Origin of the sequence: Hymenobacter crusticola (assembly GCF_002154225.1) — a bacterium.
Classification (GTDB): Bacteria; Bacteroidota; Bacteroidia; order Cytophagales; family Hymenobacteraceae; genus Hymenobacter; species Hymenobacter crusticola.
Genome location: NZ_MTSE01000007.1, coordinates 317,475 through 331,364, shown reverse-complemented (window position 1 = coordinate 331,364; position 13,890 = coordinate 317,475). Strand labels below are relative to the sequence as shown.

At 55.7% G+C, this 13,890-nt stretch carries 10 protein-coding genes and 2 tRNA genes; 5 read left to right on the top strand and 7 right to left on the bottom strand.

The window, feature by feature from the left end:
- Positions 1-56 precede the first annotated feature (56 nt).
- Positions 57-3,434 (bottom strand): SusC/RagA family TonB-linked outer membrane protein, encoded by a 3,378-nt coding sequence (locus BXP70_RS15640; protein WP_086595028.1) that lies wholly within the window; start codon positions 3,432-3,434, stop codon positions 57-59.
- Positions 3,435-3,493: 59 nt separating this feature from the next.
- Positions 3,494-4,357, bottom strand: a complete 864-nt coding sequence (locus BXP70_RS15635; RefSeq protein ID WP_086595027.1) for a hypothetical protein — start codon at positions 4,355-4,357, stop codon at positions 3,494-3,496.
- Between the two features lie 244 nt (positions 4,358-4,601).
- Here BXP70_RS15635 and BXP70_RS15630 point away from each other — a divergent pair, with 244 nt between their 5' ends.
- The 4 genes from BXP70_RS15630 (at position 4,602) to BXP70_RS29510 (ending at position 9,432) form a co-directional block, all read left to right on the top strand.
- Entirely contained in the window at positions 4,602-5,876 is a 1,275-nt protein-coding gene (locus BXP70_RS15630) for a YdcF family protein (protein WP_086595026.1), read from the top strand.
- 389 nt (positions 5,877-6,265) lie between these two features.
- Entirely contained in the window at positions 6,266-7,246 is a 981-nt protein-coding gene (locus BXP70_RS15625) for a Na/Pi cotransporter family protein (protein WP_086595025.1), read from the top strand.
- 202 nt (positions 7,247-7,448) lie between these two features.
- Positions 7,449-7,907: an energy transducer TonB gene (locus tag BXP70_RS15620; protein WP_086595024.1), complete on the top strand. Its 459-nt coding sequence runs from the start codon at positions 7,449-7,451 to the stop codon at positions 7,905-7,907.
- 925 nt (positions 7,908-8,832) lie between these two features.
- A complete protein-coding gene (locus BXP70_RS29510) occupies positions 8,833-9,432 on the top strand; it encodes a hypothetical protein (protein WP_143436523.1) in 600 nt (199 codons plus the stop codon).
- 392 nt (positions 9,433-9,824) lie between these two features.
- On the opposite strand, the gene BXP70_RS15615 is transcribed toward BXP70_RS29510, so the two are convergent.
- From BXP70_RS15615 to mltG, 5 genes are all read right to left on the bottom strand, one after another.
- Positions 9,825-9,909, bottom strand: a tRNA-Ser gene (locus BXP70_RS15615).
- 82 nt (positions 9,910-9,991) lie between these two features.
- Positions 9,992-10,078 (bottom strand) — tRNA-Ser (locus BXP70_RS15610).
- Positions 10,079-10,179: 101 nt separating this feature from the next.
- Positions 10,180-11,163, bottom strand: a complete 984-nt coding sequence (locus BXP70_RS15605) for a YihY/virulence factor BrkB family protein (RefSeq protein ID WP_086595071.1) — start codon at positions 11,161-11,163, stop codon at positions 10,180-10,182.
- 98 nt (positions 11,164-11,261) lie between these two features.
- Positions 11,262-11,765 carry an acyl-CoA thioesterase gene (locus BXP70_RS15600; RefSeq protein WP_086595023.1) on the bottom strand — a complete coding sequence of 168 codons (504 nt, stop codon included), beginning with the start codon at positions 11,763-11,765 and terminating at the stop codon, positions 11,262-11,264.
- A gap of 116 nt (positions 11,766-11,881) precedes the next feature.
- Complete coding sequence (gene mltG, locus BXP70_RS15595) at positions 11,882-12,958, bottom strand: endolytic transglycosylase MltG (protein WP_086595022.1); 1,077 nt, start codon at positions 12,956-12,958, stop codon at positions 11,882-11,884.
- Between the two features lie 279 nt (positions 12,959-13,237).
- Between mltG and BXP70_RS15590 the strand changes: the two genes are divergently transcribed.
- The gene (locus BXP70_RS15590; RefSeq protein ID WP_086595021.1) at positions 13,238-13,867 is read left to right on the top strand and encodes an L-threonylcarbamoyladenylate synthase; all 630 of its coding nucleotides are present in this window, start codon (positions 13,238-13,240) and stop codon (positions 13,865-13,867) included.
- Positions 13,868-13,890: the final 23 nt, after the last annotated feature.

Genomic DNA, 13,890 nt, shown 5'->3' with positions numbered 1-13,890 from the left:
CCTAGGTCGCTCACGAGCTAGCGAGCGAACTAGCGAGCGAACTAGGGCAAAGCGACTTAGAAAGAAACGCGCACACCTAGGTTGTAGCCGCGGGCCAAAGGGTACTTGCCGTAGTCGACGCCGGGGGCTAGGTTCGAGCCGTTGTTGTAGTCCACCTCCGGGTTGTAGCCCTTGTATTTGGTGAGGGTGAAGACGTTGTTGGCGTTGACGTACACGCGCAAACCGCTCACGTGCACCTTGCTCACCAGCGCCACGGGCAGGTTATACCCTAGGGTCAAGTTGGTGCAGCGCAGGTACGAGCCGTTTTGCAGGTAGAAGGTCGACAGGCGCGTGCTGTTGCTTTGGGTGCCGCCCCGCGAGGCGCGGTACACCTGCCCGTTGCCTGGCTCAGCCTCGGAGCGGTAGCGCTCCGTTACCACCGAGTACTGGTTGCCCGAACCCTCCATGTTGTAGAGGTAATAATCCTGCCCGTCAAGCACTTGGTTGCCATAAATGCCGTTGAACGAGGCGTTGAAATCCAAGGCTTTGTAGGTGGTATTCAGCGAGAAGCCGTACGTAAACTTCGGATAGGGCGAGCCAATTACTTGCTTGTCGGCGTCGTTCACCACGCCGTCTTTATTGACGTCCTCAAACAGCAGGTCGCCGGGGCGGAGCGGGTTGGTGGAAGCCGTAGAGCGGGCCGGCCCTTGCAGCACGTAACCAGCCGGAAACGACTGAGTAGCCGCGTTGTACACGGCGTTGTCGGCGGCTAGCTTGTCCATGTCGGCTTGGCGCACCATGCCGATTACCTTGAAGCCGTAGAACATACCCACGGGTTGCCCTTCCTGGGTGATGTGCGTGATGTAGGAGCGCTCAGCGCCAGCCACTTGAATGGTGTTCGAGCCGCCCATATCGAGCACTTGGTTGCGGTTGAAGGAGATGTTACCGCTCAGATTCAGGTTGAAATCTTTGGTCGACACGGCCCGGCCATCCACCTGAAACTCTAGGCCTTTGTTGCGAATGCGCGAATCACCTAGGTTGGTGAGGATGCTGGTAGTGCCCGAAATAGCCGAAATGGGCTGGTTGAACAGCAAGTTGTAGGAGTAGCTCAGGTAGCCGTTCGTAACGAGCGTCAGGCGGTTGTTGAACAAGCCAAGGTCCAGACCTAGGTTGAACTGCGACGTCGACTCCCACCCTAGCTTTTGGTCCCGGAGCGCGCCAGCGTAATAGGCCGTTTGAATGGTGCCGGCTCCGAATACCGCGCCCGTCGGGCTGGCTATGGTTTGCTGGTAGCCATAAAGCGGAATGTTGTAGTTGCCGGTCAGGCCCCAGCTGCCGCGCAGGCGAAGCGTAGAGCCCGCCCCGAGCCAGCTGTTGTAAAACGACTCATTTGAAATCGTCCAGCCCGCCGACACCGAGGGGAAGTTGCCCCAGCGATTGGCCGGGCCGAAGCGCGAGGAGCCGTCGGTGCGGAAGGCGGCCGTCAGGAAGTAGCGCTCATCGTAGCTATACTGCACCCGGGCTAGGTACGAGAGCAACGTTTCTTCTTGCTTGCCCGTGCCGGTGAAGCCCACGCTGCTGGTGGCGGTACTCGTGCCCGTGAGGCCTTGGCCACTGCCGGCAAAATTTTGGAAGAAGTTGGTTGGGTCGGCGCCCTGGGCGGTGATTTCCGGCACGGCGTCGTTCTGGAAGCCCTGCGCCGACACGCTGATCTGGTCGAGGTTGGTTTTCTGGGCGGTATAGCCCACTAGGCCGTTCAGGTTGTGCTTACCGAATTGATGCACGTAGGTAGCCGTAAATTCACCAAGCACGTTTTGAGTATTGACCGTCAAGGCAGTAGCGGTGGCGGCCGCAATGGCCTGGGGCGAGTAGGGCGGGTTATTGCCGCTGCTCAAGCTCGTGGGCAGGTAGTACTCATACTTCTCGTTGTAGGTCTGCAAGCCCACGTTTGCTTTCGCCACTAGCCCCGGCAGCACCTCGTAACTTGCTGTGCCATTATAGGTACCACGTAAGCCTTTGCGCGTAATCTTCGTTTCTTCAGCTAGGGCCACCGGGTTTTCCACGGTCTGGTAGCCGTAAGCCGATTGCTGGGCAGCTACTTCGTTTTTCACGAGGTTGCCGTTTTCGTCGCGGGCGCGGAACGTCGATGGGTAAATGAGCGCCCCTAGGATGGGGCCTTGGTTGAAGCGGCCTTCCTGAATTTCGCGGTTGTTGGTAGAGGTCACGAACACATTGGCGCCGACCTTCAGCTTCTTACCAACGTCTCCGTCGATATTGGCCCGGAAGTTCACCCGGTCTTGCTTCGTAGCCACCACGATGCCCTGCTGCGTTTGATAGTCGCCGCTAAGCAGGTAACGCACGCCGTTGCTGCCACCCGAGAAGGTGAGGTTGTGGCGGTTGAGGGGCGCGTTGCGGTACAGCTCATCCTGCCAGTCGGTGTTGTACTGCGGCGCAATCAGCTTTTGGTTGGTGAAGTCGTAGATGTCGGTGGGGATGCTGACCGAACCGGCGTTGCCGACCCGTGCGATGCGGGTGGCGTTGTTGTCGGAGAACATCCCGTCGTTCCAAGGGCGGCCGCTGTTCTGCACTAGGTCGCGGTACGTGTTGTTGCGCGCGTCAATCATCAGCTGGGCAAACTCGCTGGCATTCAGCAGGTCTACCTTTTTAGCGAGCTGGTTGACGCCGAACTGATACTCGTAGTCCAGCCGACCTTTGCCTTCCTTACCGCGCTTGGTGGTAATGAGCACCACCCCACCCGAAGCCCGCGAACCGTAGATGGCGGCCGACGCGGCATCCTTCAGCACGTCGATGCTTTCAATATCATTGGGGTTGATAAACACGTCGTTAGCGGCCGGGAAGCCGTCGATAACGTAGAGCGGCTCCGAGCTAGCATTGATGGAGCCAATGCCCCGCACCCGGATTTTGGTGCTCACGTAGGGGGCACCGCTCACCTGCGCGGCCTGCACCCCGGCGAGCTTGCCCACCAGCGCCTGACCTAGAGTGGGCGCGGTGGTGTTTAGCTCCTTAGCTTTCACGTCGGCCACCGCGCCGGTCAGGTCGCTTTTGCGCAGCGTTTGGTAGCCCACGGCCACTACCTCGTTGAGCTGGTTTGTTTCGGCCTTCAGCCTGACGGTATACGTTGATTGGGAGCCCACTACAAGCTCTTGTGTGGCGTAGCCGATGGAGGAAATGACGAGCGTCGCGCCCGGATTTACCTCAATGCTGAACTGCCCTTGCGCGTCGGTGGCCGTGCCGTTGCGAGTTTGCTTTTCAATGACGTTGGCGCCCGGAATGGGCTCGTTCTTGTCGTCCGTCACGGTGCCGGTTAGCCGCACGAGGCGGGCCGGGCGCCGCGTGGTGCGCAGCTCAGCGGCGTGCGCAACGTGATAGGTGGGCACGCTGCCCAGCGCGAGTAGCACCAGCAACCGGCTCAACGGAATGGAGTAGCCTTGCATGTCAATAGACCTAGGGGTTGGTTGTGAAAGAATACAGGGAAGGTTGGTAGGGCCGTTTTCTACCAAGCCAAGCGCATGAAATGCGCATTATCACGGGGCGAAGACGTTACGGCTAGGCCCGTGGCAGCATCACCTAGCAGCGTAAAGCCTTCTAGCTCATCAGTTTTATCAACATCCACCACTTTGCGGACGACCTCATGGCCCGTCGCTAGCGACTTGGCTAGGTCCACGAACGTGAACCGCCAGCGCCGGCCTTCTACTTGGTTCTGAATCAGTACCAACACGCCTTGGGCCGGAACCCAATGGAGGTTTTGCACCCAAGGCGAGCAGGCAAACTTCTTGACCAGCACGCCCGGCTCGCTGGTCTTGCGTGCCTTGGCTAGGCGGGCGGGGTCGTAGAGGCGCACTTCGTTGCCGTGGTCACCATAATCGGCCGTGGCAACATACTGCTTGCCTTGGTACTGTACGTATTCGGGGCGGGTGCCTTGGATGCAGGCGTCATCCTCGATGGTGTTGAGCAAGTTACCGTCGAGCGTGCCAGTGCGGAGCAGCCCTGCCCAATCGACGCAGTAGATAACAGCCCGCCACTTTGTGCCCTCGGGGTTCAGGCGGATGCTGTTACCGATGAATGTGGGACCTTGCCCGTTCCAAGCGATGCCCGTGGGGTGGTTGATAACGTCTTGGCCTTTTTCAGTCAGCTTTACTTCTTGCCCGGCGTACGTTAGCGAATCTAGCCCGGCGGTGTAGGTTCGAATGACGCCCACTTCCCGGTCGCCATACAAGTACACTTGGCCCCGCTGGTAACTCGCTCCTTGGCAGGCGCCCAATGCGTTAACGGTCGTGGAGGCGGTGAGCGTCAGATGGATAGTGGCGTAGAAAAAGGCTCCCGTCAGACCCGACGCGAGCAACAAGAGCATCTTCATGAGCCAACGAATTAGAAGCCAAAGCAATGCTGATTAACAGGGCGTTACACCCAAACAGCTTGCACCTTGCCAAGCGGTAGTTAGCGGCTGCAAAGGACCGACACCACTATTATCTAATAGTTACAGCAGTGTTGTGATGCCATTATGTTTGCCCTAGTCGATGCCGAATGAGCTGACTATTTCGCCTGACTAACGTAGGTTGCCGAGCCATACATTTTGCCGCCTTCCTAGCTTGTTGTCCTGTATGCTCACGGAATTTCTAAACCAATGTCGGCTAGCCTGCTTGTGTAGCTTGCTGCTTCTGTTTACCCACGTCGGGTACGGACAAGCTCTGCCGGCTCAACCTAGCCTTGCCCGCGTCGATTCGATCATTGTGGCCAAGACTTTTCCGTTGCTCGCGCTCATGGAGGCTCAACCAGCCTTGCGGCGCGCATTGCAAGAATCAACGGGCCTGCAACAACTGGCGCGCCGACAAGCACAGCGCAGCTACCAAGTGTTGCGCAAGCAGCCGGTGGTAGTGTCGCACTACGTCGATTCGCTGGTGTGGCAGCCACGGGAAATTCGCGCGGTTGGGCAGCAGCTACAGCAGCTCTACGCTACAAATGCTAGCTTCCGAGCAGCGGTGGCGTCTATATTTACCCAAACGGGCAGCTACCCACTTTATGCCTCCCGGCCTGACACGGCAGTGCTGCGGCTTGCCTGGCAAGATGCCGCCCAAGGGCTCAACCGCATCTTGCGGGTGTACCTTGCGAATGCCGCTCCGCGCTACCCAGTCATCGACTCCAGCAGCTTTGCTCGCCGCGACGCCTACCTAGCAGAGCAAGTTCGTCAGCAGCTCCGACCGCTCACGCAGACCACTCGTCGTCACCCAGTGGCCTTCTATCATCTGCCCTTGCGAGCTGGCCTGCTGGCGATGCGCCTCAACGGGCGCGACGAAGCTGCGCGCTACGAGCCGCTGGTAGCAGGCCTGAACGCCGGGCCCAAGGCCGCCGTGTCGCGCACCGATTGGGCGCGGTATACTTACAGCCTTATACTGGTGCCCGGTAGTGGCCCGAGCAAGCCCGGCGTGGCGCTCGATTCTATGGGTGCGTATCGGTGCCGGCTTGCGGCGGAGCGCTACCGCTCCGGGCAGGCGCCTTTCGTGGTCGTGTCGGGCGGGCATGTGCACCCAAACAAAACGCCCTACTGCGAAGCGGTAGAGATGAAGAAATACATGGTGGAAACCCTAGGGCTGCCTGAAACGGCGGTACTCATTGACCCGCACGCCCGGCACACCACCACCAACCTGCGCAACACCGTGCGCATGCTGTATGCCTTCGGCTTCCCGACCAATAAGCCCTTGCTGACGGTTACCGATGCCCGCCAAAGCCGCGGTATTCTAGGGATGGAAACCCGCTGTCGCCGCGAGCTAGGCTACGTACCCTACAGCAACTTGCAACGGGTGTCGGAAACAGACAACGCGTGCCAGCCCGTGCCCGAAGCCCGTCAACCTGACCCATTCGACCCGCTTGATCCGTAGGAGCTCTCGATCACTACATCCTACCCACGGAGAATAGGGCCTTCTACACCAGGGAAGCACGCGTTTGTACGCAAACCAGCTCAGCGCATTTCGCGGCAGCTTTAGCTACGTGTACTCTGTCAAGCTTTTCGTAAACACACGGATTGTCTTATCTGGGAATAAGTGGACAGTTTTTGCTTTCCTCCCCCTAGGTGACCTAGCCGCCACTAGTCTATTACTCTATGCTTATCGCTATGCTGGCTTGTTTTGGTGAGGCCAAAGCACGCTAGCCTTCACTGGCCTAGGTAGTAGCAGTTCGGTAACAATTTCTTCATGGCGGCGGCGTGCCCGCTCGTTGAGCCGCTACGTTGGATGACTTACAGGTGGTAAATCTCACCTGCTCAGTTCATATGGCTTCTTCGTTAATATCCATTATTTTGCTCGGGGTCAGTGGCTTGGTGCTCTTCCTGTACGCAGTGAGTCGCCTAGCCTTGGCGCTGAAGCACGTAGCTGGCGACCGAGTAAAGAAGACCCTCGACCGTTTCACCAGAACGGTGCCCATGGCCATCCTCACCGGCACGGTGGTAACGACCTTACTGGATTCCTCCTCCGTGGTAATCATTTTAGCTATTGCCTTGGTGAGCGCCGGGGCGCTGCCTTTTCGCAATTCGCTGGGGGTGGTGCTAGGCGCCAACATTGGCACTACCATTTCCAGCCAGCTTTTCGCCTTCGACCTTGGACAATACGCCGTGGTTGCCATGTTGCCGGGTTTGCTGCTCCTTACTTTAAGCAAAAAGCGCCAGGGCCGTACGATCGGACGGGCGCTGTTTTGCTTCGGGCTGTTGTTTTTTAGTTTGTACATCATTGGCGAAGCCGTATCGCCTCTGAAGGAATACAAAGGCGTACAAGCGTGGCTACTCAAGCTTGAAAATCCGGTACGCGGCGCCGGTGCGGGCGCTTTGATCACGTTGCTCATTCAGTCCTCGTCGGCTACGCTGGGCATGGTGATTAAGCTCGCGGCCAAAGGCTTGTTAACGCTGCCCGCGGGCATTGCGGTGATGCTAGGTGCAGAGCTAGGCACCTGTTCTGATACGCTGCTGGCCACCATTGGAAGGGGCCGCGCTGCGCTGAAAACGGGGCTGTTTCACCTAGGTTTTAACTTGATTTCTATTGCCTTGGGGCTCTTGCTAATTACGCCCTTCACCGCCTTCGTGCTGCGCCTAGCCAGTCACGCCGACGTCGCCCGGCAGATTGCCCACGCGCACGTGCTCTTCAACGTAGCAGGCGTGTTGCTCTTCGCGCCGCTGGTGCCGCTGTGTCAGCGCCTGCTCGACGCGTGGCTCCCAGAGGAAGAAGAGCCAGCAGCACCCTTGGCCGTGTCAGCGGCCTAGCACGCACGACCGGCAAGGGTGTACTATCCCGCGGCTAAGAACACCGAGCAGGTGTAACCAAGCAGCCGTTGTTTTTCCTGTTCCAGCGCCCTTTGCCCTGGCCGTGCCCCCCTGCCCAATCATAACAAAGAGGTGATGTTGCCGCTGCTGGTAGGGTATATTTCTTGTGCTAAGACGCAGTCGTTACCTGCTCACTTGTCTTATGCCTCGAACGCGTACGCTGTTAGCGCTGACTATTCTCTCGGTCCAGCGCTTGCTAGCTCAATCTTTATCTGCCCCGCTGGACGCCCCCGCGGGGGAACATGTCACGGCGCTGCCCAGCACCCAACCTGCCACAGGCGACCCACTGGTATATTACACTGCCGAGGAGATGCCGACTTTCCCCGGCGGTGACCAGGCGTTTCTCCAGTTTATCAAAGCCAAGGTGCACTACCCGGACGAAGCCCTGCAACGCAACCTTTCCGGCAAAGTATACATCGGCTTTGTGGTCGATGAGGAAGGACGGATTCTGGACCCGAAAGTGGTACGGGGGCTCGGGGCCGGGCTCGACCAAGAAGCGCTCCGTTTGGTGCGCATTATGCCCTGGTGGCGGCCTGGCCGCGTCAACGGTCGCCCTGTGCGCGTGGCTTATACCTTGCCCGTTGTCTTTCGCTGTCAGTAGCCGGTTCGCCAACCGCACCTGCTTAGGCGTCTAGCGCGGCGACTCCGCAGAATTTATGAGACGCAACTGCCTAGCCGCGAGCAGGAAATAGAAGGCTCCGAAGGCGGCGTACCCAGCCAGATTTACTATTTCCTGCGAGGGAGCATGGGCCAGGAGGATGAAGGAAGTGCCGGCAATCGCCGACTGTCCTCCGCTTAGTATCATGGGCCACTGGCCACCTAGGGTCTGGCGGCGAAACTAGACTAGGTTTAATTGAATCAGCCCGATTAGGATGGCCTACGCTCCAAAAACGCGCAGTACGGCGGGAGTGCCTTGTTGTAGGGCGACGGCCACGGCCCCTGTAGCGGCTACAACTCAGCTACCTCATGCCCCGCGGAGAATCCTGTACAGCCGACTGCTGGCTTGCACCGAGCACAGTACTAGGTACAATTCAGTAGTCTTAGATCTGCTTTTCGATAGAGTCTTGGCGAGTGATTTTATCTACTGTTGGGTCCCTAACATTACTTAAACGTCGAATTAAAAGACGTTACAAGCGATACTGGCATTTGCAAGAACAACAGCAATGCACTTTCAACTCTCAAAGTGCACGGAGTAAAACTGCATTTGCAGCGAAGGTACATTAGCAGTGCAGACACTGTACTTAGTGTACGTCTAAAAACAATTTATTTTTTCTTAGAGCAGCAACATTGCTCTATTCAGAAGCCTCAAGCTAAAGAGCCGAGGCTTTTTTGTTTGTAGTTACATCAACTGCTATTCCTATGTCTCGATGGGGAGGGAAACAGAAACTTCTACAAGGACAGTTCTTGAACAATAATATAGTTGAGTATTCCGTACTTATGCGTTCTTGTCCAATGCTGCTTTCATCATCGTCTAGCAGATTGCGATCTATACCTTGTTACCTATCCCTTATTTTTCTCCTACCATCATGCTTACATTATGCTATGGCGCCTTCCTACTGGCGCTTCCCCTAGGTAATGCAGCGCACCCCACCACTCCTGACTCGACGGCGGCTCCCCACCGCCACCTGCTCACGCTGCATACGCTGCGCATTAGCTCGCCATTCGTGCCGGCCTTGGGCTATGAAGCACCGGTCCGCCCCCGCTGGAGTGTGCGCACCAGTCTAGGCGGCTATCACAACAGCTATCGTTATAGCTATAACACCGTAGACGAAACAGGGACGCTCCATGGGCCAATCTCTAGAAGGTACCGTTCTACCACACTAGTTGTTGACGCTTCGCTCAACTATTACTTGCAAGGTTCCAAACCAGCCTTGGTTGGTTGGTTCGTCGGGGCCGGTCTAAGGACTGGCCTGCAGCGTACTCGCATTACGGATGACGGCATCTTAGCTTTCTCCCCAACGCTTCGTGTCTTATCGGTACGACCCTTGCTGCGGGCTGGTCGCCATTGGGCACTAGGGCAGCGCTGTTTGGTAGACACCCACGTAGGCCTTTTGGTGTCGAGCTATCGTACCCAAAGAGTATCCCTGGTAAGAGTGATCGGCGTGGGGTTAGGTTACCGGTTGTAACCAGCGTGGGTAGTTCGACCTATTCAAGACGGCAACTTGTCTTCTCTGCAGTGCACTTTCGAAAAGCAAAGTGCATTGACTAAAACATCATTTTCAGCTTACTAGAGCACATTAGCAGTGCAGATAGTGTACTTAGTGTACGTCTAAAAACAATTTATTTTTTCTCCTCCCTCAAATAGGATCCGACACCAACGAAAAAGGCCCGCTCTGTCGAATGCCAAAGCGGGCCTTTTGCCCTCTAAAGCAAGCTGGCAACTATTTCTGGTTGGCTACTTCAAAGATAAGCAGCCATTGTACAAGGTGTAGGAAGGTGGGTCAACTAGGTTTGTACCCTTAGCTGTACCCCTGAAAAGCGAAAAGCCCCGTCTCCTATTCGGAAACGGGGCTTTTTGCAGAGGAGGAGGGATTCGAACCCCCGGAGGTTTAACCCTCAACGGTTTTCAAGACCGCCGCAATCGACCACTCTGCCACTCCTCTAATAAACCACTTGTATAGAAACGTACAGAATACGTTTTTGCACGAGGGTACTCTTCTTACGCAGCTAGTTAGCTACTCGTTGCAGAGAGGGGGGGATTCGAACCCCCGATACCGTTGCCGGTATAACGGATTTCGAATCCGTCGCATTCGACCACTCTGCCACCTCTCTAGACCCCAAGAAGCGTGTTTGGGGACCGCAAAAGTAAACGGCAGCGGATAATTAACAAGAAGCGGAACGTATTTTTTATTCAAAATCCTTGGCCTAGCTTTTCAGCTACGGGCTCCGTGCGCTGCTACACGCTTAGTATCAGCTAGTACGGTCTTAAGGCGACCAGTTGCCGCATCGATGCTAACGTTCACTTCAAACCCGAGAATAATAGTCATGCACACAAAGTCGAGCCACACCATGAAGCCCACGAGCGTGCCGATGGAGCCGTAAAAGTGGTTGTAGCTGTCGAAGATCTTCACGTAAAGAATAAATAGGAACGAAACCACGAAGATGAGCAGCGTCGCTACCACGGCCCCCACCGACACAAAGGGCCACTTATTATGCACCGGCGGCACGTAATAGTAGACCAAACAAGTAGTTAGCAGAAAGAGCCCAACCAAGGAGCCGTACTTGATCAGCGTAATTAGCTGGGAGGTAAACTGCTCTGGAACTACCTCATTAAAAACCAATGCATCAATGATGTACGTGCCAAAGAAAATACCTACAATGGCCACCAGCAGCACCGCCGACAACACCACGGTTAGCAGCGTGGCAATGACACGCTTGCGTAGATAAGTGCGGCGTTTGAATGATGGATACTTCTTTTCAAAAGCATCGAGCAGCGCCATAATACCGTTGGAGCTTAGTACCAAGGCCGCCAAAAAACCGAACGATAGCAGACCTCCGTGGGGAATATTGACAATATCCTCGATGGTAGTAGCCGTAGCAGCGTACATCTCCCGCGGCATCAGGTCGCCCAAAAACTGGAGAATATCTACGTTCAGGTTTGGGATAGGAACGTACGGAATGAGCGTAAACAAAAAGATGATTGTTGGGAACAGTGCCACCGTAAAATTGAAGGCCATATAACTGGCCCGCTTGGTAACGCTATCTAACTTAATCTCTTGAATTAGCCGATCTATCACATCATACACGGACGTGCTGCCGGGTCCGATGTGCAGACGCTTGAGCCATACAATGAACTTGCGATAAGAACGACGGCGGCGCACATCGGGCAGGTGATAACGGCGCACAGGCAAACGCATAGTCATTTAACAGTTACTAGTGCACAATAGATGGCGGCGTAAGGTTCTTGCCAGTACGGCCCTACTTTTTTAGCGGACAACTACGCATGGCTATTTGTTCATTGCTCGTTGTCTTTCAGGAAGGCAGCCGGAGCGGGCGCGTCCGCAGAAAGTTTGGGAAGTGGTGGCGCAATGGGGCTAGCCGTTTCGTCTTCCGTGAAGAAGGGAGCTAGCTTCGCCTGAATATCTGCCGGGATGGGCACCGGCCGACCGTTTGCCGTGCTCACAAAAACCATGAGCGTGTGCCCTTCGGTGAGCAGCTGCTCGGCTTCGTTGTAGATTTCATACTCGAACAACACGCGCGTGCCTTCCCCCGGCTGGCGGAGCAACAATCGCACGGTAAGCAAATCGTCGTAGCGGGCCGGGCGCCGAAAGCGCGTGCGCAATTCCCCTACCGGCATACCTACGCCATCGGCTTCCAAGTCTTTGTAGCGGATACCTAGCTGCCGAAATGCCTCCGTACGGGCTACTTCGAAGTACGCAGCATAATTACCGTGATATACATACCCCATCTGGTCGGTTTCGGCGTAGCGGACGCGGATATGCGTGTCGTGGGAATACATTTCGGAAGTACTAAGTGTTGAACGCTGCGTGTTAAATTCTAAATGCTCGAAGCGGGCTCTCTGTGGTTGGTGTACGTGAAGGTTCATCCTTAACTCGACCAACGTGTAACACTTCTTTACTTCATAATGCCCGTTCGGTTCAGAGCTGCTTGGTAGCGCCGGGCGTTGACGAGGTGAGCTGCTTCGTTGGTAGCAAATGCATGGTACCCGCTAAAATCCTCTTTAGCACAGAAATACAGATAATCGTGCTGCTCCGGATTGAGTACGGCATCGATGCTAGCAATGCTCGGCAAGTTGATGGGTCCGGGCGGCAAGCCGTTGTGCATATACGTATTGTAGGGCGAGTTTTTCGCTAGGTGCACGTTCAGCACGCGCTTAATAGTGAAATCATTGTTGGCATACACCACTGTGGGGTCAGCCTGAAGCTTCATGCCACGTTTGAGGCGGTTTAAGTACACACCCGCCACGCGGGGGCGCTCGTCGGGGTGCTGCTGTTGCTCGGCTTCTACAATGCTCGCTAGGGTGCTCACTTGCGCGCGCGTCAGACCTAGCTTCTCGCGCTTGGCATCGCGGGCGGGCGTCCAAAACTTCTCGTATTCCTTCTTCATGCGCTGCATGAGGTTGTCAGCCGAGGTGTTCCAATACAGTTCGTAGGTGTTCGGGATGAACATCGTCAGGATGCTCGTGGTGTCGAAACCTAGGCTACGCGTGTAGTTGGAGCTACTGAGCAGGCTGTCGAACTCATTTGGCCGAGCATCAATGGTGGTGCTGAGCTTCTTAGCTAGGTCGGAACGCAGCCGGATGTTCTGAAAGGTAAGCTTCAGCGGTGACTGAATGCCCTTACGCAGGTCGTTGATCAATTCTCGGTTGGTGTAGCCGTCCTTCAGCTCATAGCGGCCGGGCTTCACGAGCTTGTCGTACTTCATGAGACGCGCCACGAAGTGCAACGACAATTTATCGACAATCACCCCAGAAGCGTCGATGGAGTCGAGTACGGCTTTGGCCGTCTCGCCCCGGCGCACGAGCACGAAGGTTGGCTGCCCTTTGGTTTCGACGTTGGCGGTGTAGAAAACCTGGTAGAAGTAGTAGGAGAACGTGACCAAGAACAAGCCTAGGATGCCCGTAACGTAGGCATATTGCTTGCGGCGGCGCAGGGCTTTGGCTTTGTGATCGATGCGAGGCGGTTGGGCCATTTCGGAAAGAAAGCGGTGAAAACGAAAAGTGGATGACCAGCAATACTTTTTGCAGCGCCAAAAGTACGCTAATCTGCGAGGGTTTTGCGGTTAGCCTGCTAAAGGCCTAGCTTTCTGCCCGTCGCAGTGAAGTTGCTTTTCAGACATAAATCGATTCCGATCGTAACCTAAAAAGCACAAAGTGCGAATGAATAGTCCTTACTTGCCTGCTCGCCCCTACTGCTGCTGATACGCACCGCACGCCAGAATTTTCCCTCCACTCCTTAGCTCTTTCTCCCTATGTCTGCTACGCTGCTTCGCATTCATCCCGATAATCCGCCCCAAAACCGTTTGCTGCAAGCCTTAGAAGTGCTGCGCAAGGGTGGCGTTATTATCTACCCGACCGACACGATTTATGGTTTGGGCTGCGATGTTTTTAATGCTAAAGCGGTGGAAAAGCTTTGCCGCATCAAGGGCGTTCATCCCGAAAAGGCTAATCTGTCCTTTATCTGTTCTGACTTAGGAAATATTACTGATTACGCCCACGGCATCACAACTCCCGTGTATAAAGTGCTAAAGAAAGCACTGCCCGGTCCCTTTACCTTCATTTTTGAAGCTAGCCCTAAAGCCCCACGCTACGGCGGCGTGAAGCGCAAAACCGTCGGCATCCGTGTCCCCGATCATAACATCTGCCTGGGCCTGGTGCGGGAGCTAGGTAACCCAATCGTGACTACGTCCATCCACGACGACGACGAATTGCTCGAATACACCACCGACCCCGACCTGATCTATGAGAAGTACCGCTCCCTGGTGGACCTCGTGATTGACGGAGGCTTCGGCAACAACATCGCCAGCACGGTAGTCGATTGCACCAACGAAGACTTCGATATCATCCGTCAAGGCGCTGGTGATATTGAGCAGTATCTTTAAGGAGTGACTGAGTGCAGTCGTTC